Genomic DNA, 17,813 nt, shown 5'->3' with positions numbered 1-17,813 from the left:
ACTTGGCTCATAAGTTCATTGTACTTCATCAAAGCGCATTCCTCCCGGCACTGACCCTACGGGTACAGTGCGGGGCTCCTGCGATTTCTAGCTGACGCGACAGAGATTTAGGGGTTTCCTTATCAATCCTCTGCAGTTGCGTTTTGCTGCAAATCTTAGGTTAGAAACGCTCAAATTACCTCAGAGCAAGGGTTTCCGCCATTGTCATCACTGAGGAAATAGCCAGAATAAAAGTAGCCATCGACCCAGCAATGGGCGCTACGACAACTCGGTGAACGAACGATGTTTCCCTCTCTTTTAACTCCACGTGCAGCAGGCATACTCCTATCGGGAGCTGTCTTGGGCATCCACTGCCAGGTGGCCATGGCCGCCCCTTTTCGCGACACCTTTGGTCACTGGGCCCAAGCCTACATTGAGACCCTCTCCGCTCAAGGAGTGTTGAACGGCTTCCCCGATGGCACCTTCCGCCCCAATGAGCCGGTGACCCGCGCTCAGTTTGCCACCATTGTCAATACCGCTTTCCGCCTCCGCAATACCTCCGGTACTTTCATCGGCTTCCGGGATGTGCCCCCCACCCACTGGGCAGCCAGTGCCATCTCGACGGCAGCGGCCAACAACTTAGTCGCAGGCTTTCCTGATGGCACCTTCCGTCCTGAACAGCCCGTTACCCGCACCGAAGCGCTGGTGGTTTTGACCAACGCCATTGGCAACACGGGAGCGATCCCAGCCGCTCAGCCCAGCGATCTCTTCAGCCGCTACCGAGATGCGGCAGCCATCCCCAATTGGGCCCTGGCACAACTTGCGGCGGCCAACCGCGCCGGGTTGATCGTCAATTATCCAGACCCGATGCTCTTGGAACCCAACCGTCCCGCCACTCGCGCCGAGGTAGCAGCCTTCACCCACCAGGCCATGCTCAGCCGGGGATCCTTGGTGGCGCAAAACCCAGGGGGATCCCTCTCCGGTTCCCAGCCAGGCTTTGACCTGCGCCTTTCCACCCTAGCGGCGGGCACCCTGATGCAAACCACCACCCCCTTCAACGAGCGCCTCTTCATTGCCCCCAACGAAACCCGGCCCATGTCTTTGATCGTCCGCAACCCGATTCGCAACGCCCAGGGGGATATTCTGGTGCCTTTTGGCTCACGGGTGGATGGCCGCTTTGAGCCGGCCCCAGGGGGCACCCGTTTTGTGGCGGAAAGCATTATCGTCAACAACCAACTGTTCCCCTTGGCTGCCCAATCGGACATCATCCACGATGTCAAGGATCCCCGCTACACCACCACAGGCAAAATCATTCAGGATGCGGCCATCGGTGCAGCAGCAGGCGCTATTCTCGGCTTGGTAACCGGAGACAATGCCATTGCCACAGAGGAAGTGCTGGGGGCAGGGGTGGCCGGAGCGGTGATCGGCAATGTAACGGCGCCGCAGGTGGTGGTGCTGGATCCCAATCAGGTGATCGAGTTGCGCCTCACTCAGGATCTGGCGCTGGCCCCGACATCCCGATAACCGGTGCAAGGCCGGAATAAGCGGTGTCGGCACGGCTATCTCCCCAGCCAATCCAAAAGGGTTGTTCCCCCCAACCACAGGCCGATCAAAATGGAAGTGGTCAGCAGTCCTCCTGCTACACAGATCAGGGATCCCAAGCTGCACAGGATCCCGTCTTCTTCCAGGAGGCCAAAGGCGGTGACGAAAACCCCCATTGCCGGCAGGGTGTTGGTGCCTGGAACGGGGATGATCATGGAAATCCCCATCAAGCCGATCCAGGTGCCCAGCCAGACTTGGCCGAGCCGTGTGGTGCAAAGCTGCTTCCAACGGGGGCGGGCAATTTTTTCAATACGCTGCAGCCACGGGATCCCGGCCTGCGCCCACTTTTGAAATTGCCTCCGCTCAACAGAGGTCTGCAACACCCATTTCGGCAGCCAAGGAGTGGTTCGCCCTGCCAGCATTTGTGCGGCCAGCAACAGGATGACCACGCCAAAGGGAGTGGAATAGCCGGGAGCCGGCAGAGGCAAAGCAGAAGGGAAAGAGAGCACCGCCAAAAACAAGCCAAAACTGCGCTCGCCCGCCAGTTTTAGAATGTCTTCGATGCGGATCAACCCTTCCGGGGAGGGTTCGGGTTGCTCTGGGCTCTCGGGAAGGCGGGAAAACCGGGCTAGCTCTTGAGACAGACGGGCCATAGAGGGGGCAGGGCTGGAGCGGGCAAAGTTTGGCAACGGGTGGGCATTACCTGGAGGGCCAACGATAGCCTACTGCAAATTCAAGTTGTGTTGGATATCTTGAGCAAAGGGGTGGTTTCGGAGAGGTGACATGCTCGGTGACAGGTTCAAGAGGGCCGTAAACATCAGCAGCCTTGAGCGACAGCAGAAGGCTCCGACTCAGTTCCGCAAAGGGGGGCGTGGGCTGGGATGGCTCCTGTTGCTGGGATCCCTGTTGATGGTGGGGCACGGTGTGGCCCTGGCAGAAGCGCAGTTGGAGGTGGGCACTTCCACCACCCTATCCCCGCAGGCAGCTCCGCCGGTGTTGCCACCCCCCCCTGTGGGAGTCCGACAAATTTCCCTGGATACCGATCCCGAGCAAACCGCCGATATGCCCCTTTCCTTGATGGCTGAGCAGGTACTGGAGGCAGTGTGCGAAGCGCAAATTGATGCTCAGCGGGCCTTGGCTCTCATGCCCGACCTGAGCGAATCCCACATCCGTGCTGCCTGTCCGAAGCGGCTGATCCCCAAAAGCTGAAGGGGCGGCCCCAAGTTGGCGCTGAAAAGTAGCCGGAAATACGTTCACTGCCAAGGAAAGGTGGTACTCAACCTGTGTACCTCTTTCTTCAGAGAGCCTTCCATTTATGATCAGCCTTTTTATGAGAGAGCCTGTCTGGTAGGGATCCTGGCGGGGGAACTCAACCGAACAGGCAAGCTGGGGGCGCTCTAGCGTGGACTTTGAACTACGGGCCGGGGAGATTTACGCTCTCCGGGGGGAGAATGGCGCCGGGAAAACCACCCTGATGAACATGCTGGCGGGCCTCTACCAGCCGGATGCTGGCGAGATTCGCCTGCGGGGCCGCCCAGTGCGGATCTGCTCCCCACACCAAGCCATCCAACTGGGCATCGGTATGGCGAAGCTTATGTGGTGCAAAGCTTTACAGGTACCGGCAACATTGTTACACTGACCTAAGATTGTCTGCATCATTGTGCAAATAAATTCACAGACAGCCTATAAGTTTTGTGCGGATCTACACTTGGCATCACTGACTTGAGGGGAAGCCATGCCCAAAAAAGCCGCCAGCACAAAACCAAAAACAACTAGGGCAACCTCAAGAGAAGAGACCAAGCCCGATCCGCAAGGGGCGATTGCTGCAGAAATCCAGCGCCTTTCCGATACCTACGGCATCTCTAAGGAACTCCTGGAGAATTTTGCGCGGTTTGTGGTCAGGCAGCTACAGCCACCGCCTCGGTTGTCTGTCAAAGAGCTGCAGAAAGCGATTTACAACCACTTTGGCGTTAAAAACGCAGCCGAGCTGAGAAAGTCAGCCAGCTTCAAACTGGCAACCAGCGGCATGGGCAAGCTGAGCTTATCCAACATAGACGATTTGGAGCGCATTTATCGTCAGCACATCGGGATCCTTCCCAACGAAGAGGGGGAAGAGGGGTATGGCTGCATCAACGGGATCAACATCTTCAAGTACGACTTGCCATGGCGGGTTTTTGGACTTGACCCCGATCGAGCTACCAATGAGGACATCAAAGCTGCCTTTTATCGCCTGAGCAAGATCTACCATCCCGATTCTCCAACCGGGGATGACAAAATTTTCCAGCGATTGACTCTCTTCTACAAAAGCCTTACGGAGAAATTTGAGCAATGGCTATAGTCTATGTTTCTTCAAACAAGCTCGCCGAATTTTTGGGTATCAGCCTTGAGGAACTCAGGGAGATTGAAGCCTACTTTGACAGTATCCCTGATGATGAGTGGGAACTGGTGGAAGGTAAAGACTATCGCGTTATCAACAAAAGTTCGGGGCTGAGAGAATACACGCAGTCTGGTGCTTACGCCATTTTATCCTTTTTAAGGTCTAGGTCAGAGCAAGGTCGTAAGTACTCTACAGACACAAGCATTAGCACAAGCATTAGGAATTGGTTCAAGGAAGAGTATCGCAAGAGGCAGAAGGCTCTGGTGGATCATAGGATCCTCGAAAACAGCTCCTCTCTGGTCAGAAGACAAGATCAGTTTTGGCTATCTCTTCAAGATGTTGTGACGATCTTTGGAACTCGAACTGATTACCTTAAGAAAGCGCTTGAGATTGCATCAAAACAAAGTAAACTCATCAAAGACGTTCATTACACACGCTTTGGCAACGACGACACTGTCTACCTCTCTTTGCGAGGCATCTATGAGCTTGCCAAGATTATGGTAGAAGTCCTCAAGCAAAACCACAGAAAAGACTGGTGTCGAGATGTTGGCGAACGCATTGAACCCCAGATTCAGGCAATCGTCAAGACAATCCAGGATAGACAAAGGCAGATAGAAAGAGCAAAAGAGCTTGCAAGAAGAAGGGATAAAAATCTCTGTAGAGTTACTCGAAAAACAGCCAGTAGCCTAACGGTTCACCATCTCTACTCTGAAGCGCACTATCCAAAGATTGCAGCAAATCTTTCCAACCTGATTACTATAGCCAGCGAAGTGCATAGCCACTTTCATCAGTGGATGGGAGGTTTCAACGAGCCATGTACAATTGATGACTTCATCAAGTATGTTTTGGAATACTATCCTGAGAACAAAAACCTGATCATCTGGTTGGGACAACAGAAGGCCAGTCTTGGGCCGCAGTTGCCCATTGGCAAGGGGAGAGAGCATGTGCTCTACATTCCTCTCCAGCGTGTAACTTGAAATAACCCATTGGTTATCGGTTGTTTTCAGGTCATTCCAAACCACCTTAGTCAGGTTTGTCCGTCCTTGAGGATCGTTGATCTCTTTTTGGGGATCCCTCTTTCTGCGAGCAATCCGCGTCTGTCTCACTGGAAACGACAGAGGCCATAGTACAGCCAGGGATCCCTAAACCAAGCCCTGATTTAAGATCTCGCGGGAACGGGCGATGGCTGCTCTCAAGTTGGCCCGCTGGGTGTAGCGCATCGTCATGGCGGCAGTTGTGTGGCCCAGCAGGTGCTGGATATGTTCGGGGGCAACGCCGCGATCCAGCAACAAGGTGGCAAAACTGTGGCGAAACTGGTGAGGGGTTTGATGTCCCGGCTCAGGCTCGGTTAGCTTGAGCACAATATGCCGCAGGCCATCGTAGGTGAGGGGGCGCCCCCGGTAGGCCAAGCAGCGAGATTGGGAAACAAACAAGGGATCCGTCGGCGCGCACGGGCCCCGTTCTCGGCTCAGATACTGTTGCAACAGCTCGGAGAGGGGATCCCCTACTGCCACAGTGCGGGGTTTGCTCCCCTTGCCACAGCGCACTTCCAACAGGGATCCCTCAGGGCTGATTTGAAAATCTTGAACGGTTAAGTCCAACAGCTCCTGGGCCCGCAGCCCGCACTCCAGCATCAGGCGAATCAAAGCCGCGTAGCGCAGAGAATGGTTTTGGGCCCGCTGCAACACCCGCTGCAACAACAACCGATCCAGATCGCGAGGCAAACGAGCGGGTAGGCGGGCAGGTCGAATGGCTTGGGTGGGCAGGGGATCTTGAAGGTAGCCCCGTTGGCTGGCCCATTCAAAAAATTGTTGCAAGGCCAACCGCTTGAGGTTGTAGGTGGCCGGGGAAGCGGGCGGATGGATCCGCTGGCCAGAGCGGCTTTGGAATGGTCGCCCTTTCAAGCTGTTCAAAAAGGACTGAACGTGGACAGGCTGCACCTGGGGCAGCGGCACCGGGCAAGTTTTGGCAAACTGCTCCAGAGCAATGCGGTAGGTACGGCGGCTGGCAGGGGCCAGATCCCGCTCCCGCTCCTGCAAAAATTGCGCCGCCAGATGGCTGAGACTGGGAGCAGGGCCGCTCGGTTGAGTCTGTCGAACCTGACCAGGTCGGGGATCCCTCATCTTTAGCCCACTGGCAACCCTCAACCAACTCTATCCTTCCCCTGCGAGCAAGCTCCAGCTTGGACTCGGCCCCTACCCCGGCATCAAATGCTGAGCGATGAAGTCCGTGTACACCTCGCCCCGCAAAAAAGCCTCGTGGCGCAGGATCTGCTGGTGGAAAGGGATCGTGGTGGGCACCCCAGTGATGGCACATTCCCCCAAAGCCCGCTGCATGCGGCGGATGGCTGCTGCCCGGTTAGGCCCCCAGACGATCAGCTTGCCCAACAGCGAATCGTAGTAGGGGGGAATGGTGTAGTCGGTGTAGATGTGGGAATCCATGCGCACCCCCGGCCCCCCAGGGGGCAAATAGGCACTGATCGTGCCCGCGCAAGGCCGAAACTGCTGCTTGGGATCCTCGGCGTTGATGCGGCATTCGATGGCATGGCCCCGCAACTCCACATCCTTCTGGCGAAAGGTGAGGGGTTGACCTTGGGCAATGCGAATCTGCTCGGCAATCAGATCCAGCCCGGTCACCATCTCAGTAACCGGATGCTCCACCTGGATGCGGGTGTTCATCTCGATGAAGTAGAACTGGCCATTTTTGTCCAGCAAAAACTCCACCGTGCCCACCCCCACATAATTCACCACCTTGGCCGCTTTCACCGCCGCTGCTCCCATGCGGGCGCGCAAGCTTGCAGTCAAAGCCGGGCTGGGGGCCTCTTCCAACAGCTTTTGATGCCGCCGTTGAATGGAGCAATCCCGCTCGTACAGATGCACCACATTGCCCTGACTATCCGCCAAGATCTGAAACTCCACATGACGGGGGCGCTCGATGAACTTCTCCAAGTAAACCCCGCCGTTGCCAAAGGCTGCTTGGGCTTCCCCCTGAGCGGTGCGCAGCATCTTCAGCAGCTCCTGGGCATCCCGCGCCACCCGCATACCCCGCCCCCCGCCACCGGCGGTGGCTTTGATGATCACGGGGTAGCCGATTTTCTCCGCCAGCTTCACTGCCTCCTCCTCAGAGGTGATCAACCCGCGGCTGCCCGGCACCGTCGGCACCCCCACCGCTTGCATGGTCTCGCGGGCCGTGGCCTTGTCGCCCATCTTGCGCATCGCCTCTGGCGAGGGGCCGATGAAGATCAAGTTGTGGTCGGCACACATCTCGGCAAATTTGGCATTCTCCGCCAAGAACCCATAGCCCGGATGAATGGCAGTGGCCCCGCGGGTGAGGGCTGCCGAGATGATGTTGGGAATGTTGAGGTAGCTTTTGGCCACCGGGGCATCTCCTACGCAAACGGCCTCGTCCGCCAGTTGGACGTGCAGGGAGTTCTGATCCGCAGTGGAGTAAACGGCCACAGTTCGGATCCCCATTTCCTGACAGGTGCGGATGATGCGCAGGGCAATCTCACCCCGGTTGGCGATCAGGATCTTGGTGATGGGCGGCATGAGGGAGGTTCAGAGCAGAGAGATAACTTGACCGCTAAAGCCAGCAGTCTGTGAACGCAAGGTTAAGTTTAGGTGCTCATCCTACTATGCCAACCAGAGGGAAGAATAGAGAAGGCTGGTGGGGATCCCACATTCAGCCCATCCAGTCGACAACCTAGGTAGGACTGAGGCTACAGGGATCCGGCTGCAGCAGAATCCCAGTGGGGGCAAACTGCGTCACCCAAAACTCTACATCCTGAAACTGGTGACGCAGGGTGTTGCGCACTTGGGCGGCCAGCTCCAGGCTGGGCATGATTCCGAAGACCGTTGGCCCCGACCCCGACATCAGGGATCCCAGGGCCCCCGCCGAGAGAAGAGCTTGGCGCAGTTCCCCTACAATCGCGTACTCCGGCAAAACCACCTGTTCCAAGTCATTGCGCAAACTCCTGGCTAACGCCGGCGGATCCTGACGGCTGAGAGCCGCCAACGCCTGCGGCAAGGTGGGCAGTGTGGGTTTGGGTAGGGCATCCCCTCCCAAGCTCCCCTGACGAGAACGAAAGGCTTGATAGGCCCAGGCGGTGGAAACCCCCAGGTGCTTGGGCTTGGCCAGCAGCACAGGGATCCCTTCCCAATCGGCCAGCGGCTCCAAAACTTCCCCGCGCCCGGTGGCCAGTTGCGTTCCCCCCTGGATACAGAAGGGAATGTCGGATCCCAAGCGGGCTGCCAAACTCTGCAACTCTCCCACCGTCAGGCCCAGCCCCCACAGTTGGTTTAACCCCACCAAAACCGCCGCCGCATCAGCCGAGCCCCCCGCCAAACCTGCTGCCACCGGAATGTGCTTTTCGATGTGAATCTCCACGCCAGCGGCAGAGTGACACTCTTTTTGCAGCAGCTCAGCGGCTTGATAGGCAAGGTTGCGGGCATCTGCAGGCACTTCTGGACGATCGCAGGTGAGGTGGATCCCGTGAGGACGGCTCTTCAACTGCAGTCGATCCGCCAAATGAATGCTCTGCAACACCATCGCCACCTCTGAATACCCATCAGGACGGGAGCCTAGGATTTCCAGGTAGAGGTTGATCTTGGCGCGGGCAATCAGGGTACAGGCTTGCATGGGGTGAAAATCTGGGTCAGCAACAAGTCTCAACTCCCCTTAGCCTGTACAGACCTGATCAAAACACAGACTTATCCGGGGAGGTCTCCCAGCCTGATTCTAGCGGCAGTGGATCCCCTCTCTAGCTGCCAGAGCGAGGCCATGGCCCCAGCCACTCTCCACCGCGAAAGCGCCAGCGGGGAAACAAAATGCGCATCACCACCCAAGCGCTGAGGTAAAGGCAAACCCAGACCACACTGTAGTGGAGAATAAAATCTCCCAAATCAAACCGTTGTCTTGGGATATGAGGCAGACCCACCACCTTCAAGACTGTACCCAAAAAAAGCCCTTCCCAAATGCCGGCCAAAAGCTGAAGGATCCCAGGCCAATCGTGATCCCACATCCACCCCATCAGGTAGTTATAAACAACATCCCAAACACAGCCAAACAGACCCACGTAGAGCAATACCCAAAAATAGGTGAGGCTGCCGCCATGTCCGGTGATCCCAAAATAAAAGGGTAAACTTGCCAAAACACCAACGGTGGCCAATAAGAAAATGCGAGTTTGCCAGCGGCCAATCAAGGTCGGAGTCATTTTTTCCTCCCGCAGTTTTGCCAATCGAGATCATCAGGATCCGTGTCGCTCCCAGTCTGTTTGAGGGAACCTTCTGGCCCTCACCCCCAACCCTTCCCCCTTTGGTATAGAAGAGTTGGGGATCAACGCAACACCCCTTTCACCAGGTTCAACGGGATGGGGAATAGCCATGATGTGTCGCCAACAATAGCGTTGATAACCATAAACATCCGGCAAAATCCAGGAGCGTTGCCCAATGTCGGCAAGCTAGGGGCTGATGTTTAGGGCCCACTTGCACCATTGCCACAGGGATCGGATCCCTTCTAAGCCTTTGACCCCCGGTGCCCGCAGTCGAGCCAGGTGTTCCACCGAGCGATGGGCACAGTACTGTAAACCCAAAAACGTATCCACCGGCGCATAGGGCCCGCCCAAGGTGATGATCCCAGCGGCGTACATTCGCCCATCCCGGTTGCGCATCTCCACCAGCTCAAAGTCGTTGGAGACATGCAAGCGCCCGTGAGGATTGAGGGGCAGGTTGTAGTGGGTAATTAGATCGTTGAGGAGAGGATTGGTCATGGGATCCGAAACCAAACCCGTACAGTCGATAACGAAATCGGCCTCCACCTTTAATTGCGTGTTGTTGTGGGTACCTCGAATGTAGGTTACCGGCTTACCCTTGTCGCCGGGAACCACCGACTCCACCTTGCCGAACACAATCGAGTACCAGCCCTCTCGCAACCCTTGCCGCACGATCCGCCGCCATTTCCGCCGACTTGCTGTCGTGGTGCCGCCCCAAGCTTCCAGCAGTTCGCGCCGTTCCAGGGGGGTCGCCGCTTCCAATTTGGCACGCAGAACTCCTCCCCAAGTGCCCTTGGGCCAGTTGAAGGGCTGAAACTCCCAATGGTTATCCACTGCCCGTTTGGCTCGTCCGAAGCGATTACCGCTTTTGGGCGCACGGCTCAGATGCACCACCGAGATGCGGGGGTTGACTTTGCGGGCTTCGTAAAGGCGTTCCATCACCTGAGAGGCGACGATCCCAAATCCCCGAATTAGGACGGTGCCACCTTGTTTCTCCAACTGCTCATAAACGTGATCATGAGGCTCATAGCCGTGTACCACCGATCTCAAATCTCCTGTTTTTTCGCGAAACTCCTGCAGGTCGTTGAGCAACTTGATGGCCGGATATCCAGTTGCCAAATGGAGATACTTGGCCACCATAAAACGGTGATCCGTATGGCCGGGCCGCGTTGCCGAATAGGCCACCACATATCGCCCATCCTCCGTTTTGCGAATGGCGCGAATATGGCCGTAACACAACATTTGCTCCCAACCAATTCGGGCTGCCTCCCGATCCATTGAGGCAAATACATCCCCCGCCCGCGGCGTATAGGTATCTGCCAACAAGGGCTCACTAAATACCTGCCACAAAAAACCGAGTGCTTCCAACAATCGGCCAGAGAAAAAGGAACGCCAAGCATCTCGCAGGGCATAGCCGGGCCAGCCCCAAATGTTGTCCGGGCAAGAATCGGAGCCAGAGCGAATTCGCTTCCAGCGGGGGATCTGGCAGTTGGTCAAAAGCCGTTCATACCGTTCGTAGGGTTTGCGGGCAATGCTGATGACGCGGATGTGTTCCGGTCTGACCCCGTAGATGCGCAGGGTATCCACCCAGACAAAGCTGCCGATACCGCCGCCCAAGGCCAAATAGAGGGTCTCTTCCACAGGTAGTCCGGTGGCTTTGAGGGCGCTCAGGGCAATTTGCTCAGCTCGAAACAAATCCGGCGGCGGAAAATCCGAGCCAGGCCGCACTTCAGGAAGCTGCTCTGGGGCAAAAACCACCGTGGAAGCCGGGGGAACCTCAAATGCAGTGTCGGGTTGGGTGGCCGGGCGAATCAGTTCGGTGCGCGGCTCCAGCAAAAGAGTAGGGGTGGCGGTCAGAAGGGTGGCATTGGGATCCCTGGGGGACACCAAACCCACGGTGATGCTGTAGGGGCCAAGCTCCACCACTTCTCCCCCCTGGAGCACCCGGCGTGCCTGACGGATTTTTTCCCCATTGATGCGGCTGCCGTTGGCACTGCGATCTTCATAGATGACCTGGCCATCCTCACCGAGATAGACGAGGGCGTGATAACGGGAGATCTCCTGGCTGGCAAACACAGCCCGCGCCACTTCTCGACCTTGCCATTCCTGTGGCAATTGGGCCAGCTCCCTGCCCAAGGCAAGAGGCAATGGAAAAATCAGCTCCTGCTGTTCTTCGGTGATGGGATCTTCCCAGCTCAGTTGAATTTGCATAGCTTCTGCTCACCTTTACAAAGATCATGTACAAAGATCATGAAGAGGCCATTGAGAAAACACAGAACAGCGCGACCTCACAGGTCACTTTTGGTTTGCCCGGGATCCCTTTCTTCAATCCCTTATGGACTTGGATTGGCCGCCGGGATCCGTGGGAAGAATCGTTGCCCTAGGCAGGAGATTGCGGGGCTTTGCCAGCTTCTGGAGGAGGGATCACCAAGGTAGCGCTCAAAACCAAATGCCCACAGTAGGGACAATTCTGGCCCTGATATTCCGGGGGTAGGTAGTGAGGGTTTTCCAGGCGGCTGCACTTAACCTTGAGGGCGTCCAAAGTGCCGCGGCTGAGGGGAACCCCCTGATTCTTCCTGGCCACTTCTATAGACTTCACCCTCAGCACAATGTGCCCCAACTGAATTTGGCTATTGGCCTCAAGCGCAAGCTCTTCCTGAATTATTTTTCGGCCATTCACCCAGACGGGGTTGGGCTGCTTAGGAGGCAAACGATCCCGAGTTAAGTTGCGAATGTGAAAGTTTAAGGTTTTGGGATCAAAATAAAGCCCGGCGTGAACTCCTGAGACCGAGCGAGTTGGGTCATTGAGCACCACATCACAGCTGGGATCCCGTCCAATGGTAACCAGCTTAGAGGGGACAGGCAAAACCGTTTGCGATCGGCGCCGGTCGGCCTCGGTCCATTCTAAAGTGAGTTGACACACGATCCCATTCTCCACAGTTCAGCGCCTCCATTCCCTAGATCGGCTTCAGCATATCCAAAGGTCAGCTTGGGGAAAGCAGAAGATGTCTTTTTCGTCAAAATTGTTATCTTTTTGGATAACTATAACCTACTCCCCTGACCAAAGGCTTGCGCTGATCCGGATCACCTGAGTTGGGATCTCCGAGTTACATTCCTGCTGGAGACCGTGCCCAAACGCTCCGCGCCGCTTCCGCGACCACCCTCAGCTCCTCTTCCAGAGGGAGAGGGGAGCCAGACGGAAAGGTTTCATTCATGATGTTTAGACCATGATGTTTAGAGTGACTACATACTCGACTTTATCCCCACCCGATTTGAAGCAACAAAACTCGATCTCCTCAGGAACGGCGAGGCCGTTCAAGTTTGACCGAGGTGGCCTGATCCCTTGGCCGGAAGCCTCAGAAATCCACCTGAGAGATAGGGCCTAGAGTGAGTTTTGAGTTTCTGGGGATCCTGCAAGACTAGTATCCTCTGTGTCTTTATCCAAACCGTTTTCAAAGCACTCCGGTAAATGGGAAACTGCCGCTGCCCAGCCGCTCCTGCCGATCGAACACACTGATGGTGAGCTGATGGGATCCCGTTTGAGTGAGGGTAAAGCGATTCTGGGTCAGGGTCAGCCCTGTAACGGTGCAGGTGGTCGCCCCAACGAAGCAGCCGGGCAACTGAGCAGCATCAAAAGCTCCCAGGGTTACGAAATTGCCAAGTGGGGTGGTGACGGAAGCCAAAAAGGCGTTGGAACCCCGGATCCCGGCAGGGGCCTCTACCCGGAAAGACACCACAAAGGTTGGAGTTTGCCCCACCAAGACGGTGCGCGGAGAGAGATCAGTAATGGTGAGGGATGGAGCAGGTATGGGAGGCGGCAAGGGCAGAAGATCGCTGCTGCCGGTCGTGCCCCCACACCCCACCAGAACACTGCTCAGCAGCACCAGCACTGGGATCCGTTCATGCCTTCGCTGCATGGTTTTCCTCCACTCCAAAAGGTCTTCTTTTTTTGAGCTTATTGTCTAGAGTTTGTCTCCACCAAGCCAGCGGGCGGAAAGGAGAGAACCTGGTGAGAAGCAGCCTGGAATCCTTCGTCTATTCCCCTTGCAAAAGGTTTTGGCAAGCTGTGGCAATGGCCCAGTCCTCTTGGGCTGAGATCACCAGAACCCGCACCGGAGCATCCGAAGTGCTGATATCGCAGTTGCGGGGGGATCCGGCATTCAAAACCGGGTCGATCTGGATCCCTAAAAAACCCAGATCTGCACAGGTTGCTGCCCGCACCGGCGCCGAGTTTTCCCCAATCCCCCCAGAGAACACCAGCGCATCCAGCCGATCCAAGCTCATGAGCATCGCCCCAATCTGGCTGCGCAGACGGTGAACAAACAGCTCAAAAGCCAGCTCCGCCCGGGCATGGCCTGCCTCCATTGCCTCCAACACAACCCGCATATCGCTGCTCAGGCCGGAAACGCCCTTCAACCCCGATTCTCGGTTCAAGATCCGATCCAGTTCATCCACACTCATGCCCTGGCGCAACTGATGGATCAAAATGCCCGGATCCACTGACCCCGACCGGGATCCCATCATCAAGCCCTCCAGGGGGGTGTAGCCCATGGTGGTGTCCACACTTCTGCCCCCGCGAATGGCCGCCAACGAGCAGCCGTTGCCCAGGTGACAAGTGATCAGCCGCAACTCCTCCAGGGGTCGGTTCAAGATCTCGGCAGCGCGACGGGCGCAATGCTCGTGGTTGATGCCATGAAACCCGTAGCGGCGGATCCCTTGTTCAGCCCAAGCGTAGGGAAGGGGGTAGAGGGCTGCGGCCAGAGGCATTTGCTGGTGGAAGGCGGTGTCGAAAACGGCCACCTGAGGGATCCCCGGCAACAGTTGCCTTAGCAGACGGATGCCAGCCAGCGCAGCAGGGTTGTGGGCTGGGGCCAAGGGGATCAATTGCTCAATCGCCCTCTCCACCTCTGGCGTAATTAAGGTGGGCTGCCGGTACAGGGATCCCCCATGCACCACCCGATGGCCGACGCCGCCGATCTCAGCCGCCTGCGGGAGCAGGGATCCCTCCCCTCGCCAGAGGCTTTGAAACAGCGGGGCCAGTTGGCCGATCCCTCCCTCAGGTGAAGCGGAGGGAAAAGATTCCCACCCACCGCCTCGCCGACGAGTCTGGATGAGGGCCTCCCCCGGCTTGTAGGTGAAATCCACCTGGGCTTGCCAGATGGGCGTGGCCTCCACCCTTCCCTCAACCGTCAGAAATAGGGAGGATTTGAGGCTGCTGGAACCGGCATTGACGACCAGAATATTCACAGCGTGTCTTCGTTGGCCTTCGCACTGCTGGGCTTAAGGCCTATAGCCCGCTTGCTTGAACAGAGCGGTTGACTACCCTGCCGCTAAGGATGACCATAGCATTAAAGCCCTCCTGCAGCTTCCTGAGGCCAAGGCGAACTGCGTAGCGGTAGGACGGAGCTTTAGACCCAATTTTTTGGGTAATCTGTTCCCCTACTTCTGTTGCCCTCCATCCCACTGGACTAACGCTGCTTATGCCCAGAGTCATCGTCACAGATCCCATCGATCAGGCGGGGATCGACATTCTCTCCCAAGTCGCTCAGGTGGATGTGCAAACCCAGCTCACCCCAGAGCAGTTGATCGCGGTCATCCCCAACTACGATGCCATCATGGTGCGCTCCGGTACACGGGTTACCCGAGAGGTGATCGAGGCGGGGACGAACTTGAAGATCATCGGGCGGGCGGGCGTTGGCGTTGACAACATCGATGTGCCTGCCGCAACCAAAGCCGGGATCCTGGTGGTCAACTCCCCAGAGGGCAACACCATTGCCGCTGCCGAGCACGCCATTGCCTTAATGATGGCCCTCTCCCGCCACATACCTGATGCCAATGCCTCTCTGAAATCGGGCCTGTGGAATCGGCAAGAGTTTGTCGGCGTAGAAGTCTACAAAAAAACGCTGGGGATTGTCGGATTGGGTCGGATTGGATCCCATGTGGCCCAGATTGCCAAGGCGATGGGGATGAAGCTGCTGGCCTATGACCCCTATCTATCCGTGGAGCGGGCCGAGCAACTGGGGGTGCGCCTGGTGGACTTCACAACTTTGGTGCAGGAATCGGACTACATCACCTTGCACGTTCCCAAAACCCCTGAAACCACCAACCTGTTCAACGCCGAAACCTTCCGCATGATGAAGCCGACCGCCCGCCTGATCAACTGCGCCCGTGGCGGTTTGGTGGATGAACAAGCCCTGTACGAAGCCCTGAAATCCGGCCAAATTGCCGGAGCGGCTTTGGATGTATTTGCCAACGAGCCCCTGAAGGACTCCCCGCTGTTTTCCCTGGGCAAAGAAGTCCTGCTCACTCCCCACTTGGGGGCCTCCACCGAAGAAGCCCAGGTGAACGTGGCCATCGATGTGGCCGAGCAGATCCGCGATGTGTTGCTGGGGCTGCCGGCCCGCTCTGCTGTGAACATCCCCGGCCTACAGGCAGAGGTGCTGCAAAACCTCAGACCCTACCTGGACTTGGCCGAAACCCTGGGCAACTTGGTTGGCCAATTGGCGGGGGATCGCGTCAACCAGTTGGAGATCCGCCTGCAGGGAGATCTGGCAGAAAAAGATGGTCAGCCGATCGTCATTGCCGCTCTCAAAGGGCTTTTGACGCTGGCGCTGCGGGAGCGGGTCAACTACGTCAACGCCTCCATCGAGGCCAAAGAACGGGGCATTCGGGTGGTGGAAACTCGAGATCCCTCCTTGAAAGATTATTCCGGATCCCTGACGTTGATTGCCCACGGCCCCAATGGGATCCGCTCGGTTTCGGGGGCGTTGATTGGGGAGCGAGAGGTGCGGATTACCCAGATCGACGAGTTCCCGGTGAATGTGCCCCCTTCCGCCAACATGCTGATGACCCTGCACCGGGATATGCCGGGAATCATCGGACGGATTGGCACCCTGCTGGGAGCCTACAATGTCAACATCGCCAGCATGCAGGTGGGGCGCAAGATCATCCGCGGCGATGCAGTCATGGTGCTCAGCTTGGACGATCCCCTGCCGGATGGGATCCTAGAAGAGGTGCTCAAGCAGCCGGGCATCCGTGACGCTTTTGTAGTGAACCTCTAGAATTGTTGATCCCTAGAAAAAATCCCAAATCTCACCTACCCTGGCAAGACGGAGTCTTTGCTTGAACCAGAGCAACTTGTCCCTAACCCTGTCCCAGATCCCAGACTGGGATTGGCCGGCCTTTCTGGAGTCCCTGGGCCATTTTGGTGTGGATCTCAGTCTGGAACGCATGCAAGTCTTGCTGCAGCGTCTAGGACAGCCCCAAGCTGGGATCCCGGCCATCCACGTAGCCGGCACCAACGGCAAAGGATCTGTCTGTGCCTGGGTCAGCCACGTGTTGTGGGCGGCAGGCTATCGTGTGGGCCGCTACACCTCTCCCCATTTGGTGGACTGGCGGGAACGGATTTGGCTGAACGGGGAATACATTTCCGCCAACGACTGGAGCCAAGCGCTGGCCCAGGTGCGAGACTGCCTACAAACCTATGCCCCTGACGAGGCTTCTCCCACCCAGTTTGAGGTTATCACCGCTGCCGCTTGGCTGTACTTCCGCTGGCAAAAGGTGGATGTGGCAGTGATAGAAGTGGGCCTGGGGGGGCGGCTGGATGCTACCAATGCTGGGATCGAGCCAGTGGTAACGGCTATCACCTCCATTGGCTGGGATCATTGGCAGCGCTTGGGCAACAGCCTTCCCCAAATTGCCTCTGAAAAGGCGGGTATTCTCAAGCCAGGGATCCCGGCAGTGTGCGCACCCCAAACTCCAGAGGTCACAGCAGTTATCCAAGCCAAGGCAGAGCAGTTGCAAAGCCCCCTGAGGGTGGTCGACCCTCTACAATGGTCAGAGCCTCAAACCGCCCAATGGCGAGGGCAGCTCCTCACCCTGCCCCTCAGCGGCGATGTACAACTCACCAATGCGGCAGTAGCTCTTGCCGTTGTAGAAACTCTACAGCAACAGGGCTGGCGGATCCCGGATGCCACTGTAGAAAAAGGATTTGCCATCACCCGTTGGCCGGGGCGCCTACAGCGGGTGCAGATTGGATCCCGCCAGTTGCTGATGGATGGAGCCCACAACTTACCCGCTGCCCAGGCTCTCCGTCGCTATCTGGATAAGTATCAACCTGGCCCCCTCACCTGGTATGTGGGCATCCTCACCACCAAAGATGTCCAGGGCATTCTCAGCACCCTGCTGCGACCAGGAGATTGCTTTTTCGCTCTGCCAATTGCCGGCCACTCTGGGACGGATCCCGAGCAACTTGCTCAGCTAGCCCAGACTCTGCAGCCTCATCTCGCCTCGGCACGGGCACTGCCCAATCTCTCCGCTCTTCGGGCTCAGTTGCTCAAGCCGAAAAACCTCACTGAGCCACCAGCTGTAATCTGCGGATCCCTGTACCTATTGGGCCAGGTGATGCAGGAATGTTTGGGATGGGATCTAGCCTGTTGAACTGACAGGTGAAACCTTATGCAAAACCTGAGCTCCTCTCTTATAAAGAGAGAGGAGCTATGAACAAAAACTAGCTCTCAACCACTATCACTTGATCAAGATACTCTCCTACTGATTGGGTTAGGGTGGTGGGCCTGGCACCGAGCTAGGTTGCCAGCAGGTCGCCCTGCCAGTAGGTTCGCCGCTGATGCGTTTCACGTCCGAGTT

15 protein-coding genes and 1 pseudogene are annotated in these 17,813 nt (G+C 57.1%); 7 read left to right on the top strand and 9 right to left on the bottom strand.

Features of this window, described 5'->3' with window-relative positions:
* Nucleotides 1–363: 363 nt before the first annotated feature.
* Nucleotides 364–1,503: an S-layer homology domain-containing protein gene (locus ACVWZG_RS13310; RefSeq protein ID WP_457394986.1), complete on the top strand. Its 1,140-nt coding sequence runs from the start codon at nt 364–366 to the stop codon at nt 1,501–1,503.
* Between the two features lie 35 nt (nt 1,504–1,538).
* Here ACVWZG_RS13310 and ACVWZG_RS13305 read toward each other — a convergent pair whose 3' ends face one another.
* Nucleotides 1,539–2,174 carry an exopolysaccharide biosynthesis protein gene (locus ACVWZG_RS13305; RefSeq protein ID WP_457394984.1) on the bottom strand — a complete coding sequence of 212 codons (636 nt, stop codon included), beginning with the start codon at nt 2,172–2,174 and terminating at the stop codon, nt 1,539–1,541.
* A gap of 130 nt (nt 2,175–2,304) precedes the next feature.
* On the opposite strand from ACVWZG_RS13305, the gene ACVWZG_RS13300 reads away from it, so the two are divergent.
* The 4 genes and pseudogenes from ACVWZG_RS13300 (at nt 2,305) to ACVWZG_RS13285 (ending at nt 4,875) form a co-directional block, all read left to right on the top strand.
* Nucleotides 2,305–2,730, top strand: a complete 426-nt coding sequence (locus tag ACVWZG_RS13300; protein ID WP_457394981.1) for a hypothetical protein — start codon at nt 2,305–2,307, stop codon at nt 2,728–2,730.
* A gap of 193 nt (nt 2,731–2,923) precedes the next feature.
* Nucleotides 2,924–3,106: pseudogene (locus tag ACVWZG_RS13295) on the top strand (ATP-binding cassette domain-containing protein); the annotation flags it as partial.
* A 150-nt stretch (nt 3,107–3,256) separates the two neighbouring features.
* Nucleotides 3,257–3,859: a J domain-containing protein gene (locus ACVWZG_RS13290; protein WP_083757641.1), complete on the top strand. Its 603-nt coding sequence runs from the start codon at nt 3,257–3,259 to the stop codon at nt 3,857–3,859.
* Nucleotides 3,850–4,875 carry a hypothetical protein gene (locus ACVWZG_RS13285; RefSeq protein ID WP_011433009.1) on the top strand — a complete coding sequence of 342 codons (1,026 nt, stop codon included), beginning with the start codon at nt 3,850–3,852 and terminating at the stop codon, nt 4,873–4,875. The genes ACVWZG_RS13290 and ACVWZG_RS13285 overlap by 10 nt, the downstream gene beginning before the upstream one ends.
* A gap of 165 nt (nt 4,876–5,040) precedes the next feature.
* Here the strand turns inward: ACVWZG_RS13285 and ACVWZG_RS13280 are convergent, their stop codons facing one another.
* The 8 genes from ACVWZG_RS13280 to ACVWZG_RS13245 form a co-directional block, all read right to left on the bottom strand.
* Entirely contained in the window at nt 5,041–6,021 is a 981-nt protein-coding gene (locus tag ACVWZG_RS13280) for a tyrosine-type recombinase/integrase (RefSeq protein WP_457407426.1), read from the bottom strand.
* A 72-nt stretch (nt 6,022–6,093) separates the two neighbouring features.
* The gene (gene accC / locus ACVWZG_RS13275; protein WP_414423734.1) at nt 6,094–7,446 is read right to left on the bottom strand and encodes an acetyl-CoA carboxylase biotin carboxylase subunit; all 1,353 of its coding nucleotides are present in this window, start codon (nt 7,444–7,446) and stop codon (nt 6,094–6,096) included.
* Between the two features lie 154 nt (nt 7,447–7,600).
* On the bottom strand, nt 7,601–8,536 hold the full coding sequence (gene ispE, locus ACVWZG_RS13270; protein WP_414408431.1) for a 4-(cytidine 5'-diphospho)-2-C-methyl-D-erythritol kinase: 936 nt from the start codon (nt 8,534–8,536) through the stop codon (nt 7,601–7,603).
* A 121-nt stretch (nt 8,537–8,657) separates the two neighbouring features.
* Entirely contained in the window at nt 8,658–9,110 is a 453-nt protein-coding gene (locus tag ACVWZG_RS13265; RefSeq protein ID WP_457407424.1) for a hypothetical protein, read from the bottom strand.
* A gap of 246 nt (nt 9,111–9,356) precedes the next feature.
* Nucleotides 9,357–11,378 (bottom strand): FHA domain-containing protein, encoded by a 2,022-nt coding sequence (locus tag ACVWZG_RS13260; protein WP_414332258.1) that lies wholly within the window; start codon nt 11,376–11,378, stop codon nt 9,357–9,359.
* Between the two features lie 169 nt (nt 11,379–11,547).
* On the bottom strand, nt 11,548–12,090 hold the full coding sequence (locus ACVWZG_RS13255) for an FHA domain-containing protein (RefSeq protein ID WP_457415420.1): 543 nt from the start codon (nt 12,088–12,090) through the stop codon (nt 11,548–11,550).
* Nucleotides 12,091–12,619: 529 nt separating this feature from the next.
* A complete protein-coding gene (locus tag ACVWZG_RS13250; RefSeq protein ID WP_414351297.1) occupies nt 12,620–13,084 on the bottom strand; it encodes a hypothetical protein in 465 nt (154 codons plus the stop codon).
* 118 nt (nt 13,085–13,202) lie between these two features.
* On the bottom strand, nt 13,203–14,414 hold the full coding sequence (locus ACVWZG_RS13245; RefSeq protein WP_457407422.1) for an acetate kinase: 1,212 nt from the start codon (nt 14,412–14,414) through the stop codon (nt 13,203–13,205).
* 233 nt (nt 14,415–14,647) lie between these two features.
* Here ACVWZG_RS13245 and serA point away from each other — a divergent pair, with 233 nt between their 5' ends.
* On the top strand, nt 14,648–16,228 hold the full coding sequence (serA, locus tag ACVWZG_RS13240; RefSeq protein ID WP_414332254.1) for a phosphoglycerate dehydrogenase: 1,581 nt from the start codon (nt 14,648–14,650) through the stop codon (nt 16,226–16,228).
* 76 nt (nt 16,229–16,304) lie between these two features.
* Nucleotides 16,305–17,606, top strand: a complete 1,302-nt coding sequence (locus ACVWZG_RS13235; RefSeq protein ID WP_457395072.1) for a bifunctional folylpolyglutamate synthase/dihydrofolate synthase — start codon at nt 16,305–16,307, stop codon at nt 17,604–17,606.
* Nucleotides 17,607–17,813: the final 207 nt, after the last annotated feature.

Source organism: Thermostichus sp. OS-CIW-33 (assembly GCF_054059615.1).
This window is presented reverse-complemented; position numbering and strand designations above follow the sequence as displayed.

Bases quoted from the DNA above. Each gene is read 5' to 3' on its own strand.
- serA (WP_414332254.1), top strand. From the start codon at position 14,648: ATGCCCAGAGTCATCGTCACAGATCCCATCGATCAGGCGGGGATCGAC.
- ACVWZG_RS13250 (WP_414351297.1), bottom strand. From the start codon at position 13,084: ATGCAGCGAAGGCATGAACGGATCCCAGTGCTGGTGCTGCTGAGCAGT.
- accC (WP_414423734.1), bottom strand. From the start codon at position 7,446: ATGCCGCCCATCACCAAGATCCTGATCGCCAACCGGGGTGAGATTGCC.
- ACVWZG_RS13260 (WP_414332258.1), bottom strand. From the start codon at position 11,378: ATGCAAATTCAACTGAGCTGGGAAGATCCCATCACCGAAGAACAGCAG.
- ACVWZG_RS13300 (WP_457394981.1), top strand. From the start codon at position 2,305: ATGCTCGGTGACAGGTTCAAGAGGGCCGTAAACATCAGCAGCCTTGAG.
- ACVWZG_RS13310 (WP_457394986.1), top strand. From the start codon at position 364: ATGGCCGCCCCTTTTCGCGACACCTTTGGTCACTGGGCCCAAGCCTAC.
- ACVWZG_RS13285 (WP_011433009.1), top strand. From the start codon at position 3,850: ATGGCTATAGTCTATGTTTCTTCAAACAAGCTCGCCGAATTTTTGGGT.
- ACVWZG_RS13305 (WP_457394984.1), bottom strand. From the start codon at position 2,174: ATGGCCCGTCTGTCTCAAGAGCTAGCCCGGTTTTCCCGCCTTCCCGAG.
- ACVWZG_RS13265 (WP_457407424.1), bottom strand. From the start codon at position 9,110: ATGACTCCGACCTTGATTGGCCGCTGGCAAACTCGCATTTTCTTATTG.
- ispE (WP_414408431.1), bottom strand. From the start codon at position 8,536: ATGCAAGCCTGTACCCTGATTGCCCGCGCCAAGATCAACCTCTACCTG.
- ACVWZG_RS13280 (WP_457407426.1), bottom strand. From the start codon at position 6,021: ATGAGGGATCCCCGACCTGGTCAGGTTCGACAGACTCAACCGAGCGGC.
- ACVWZG_RS13290 (WP_083757641.1), top strand. From the start codon at position 3,257: ATGCCCAAAAAAGCCGCCAGCACAAAACCAAAAACAACTAGGGCAACC.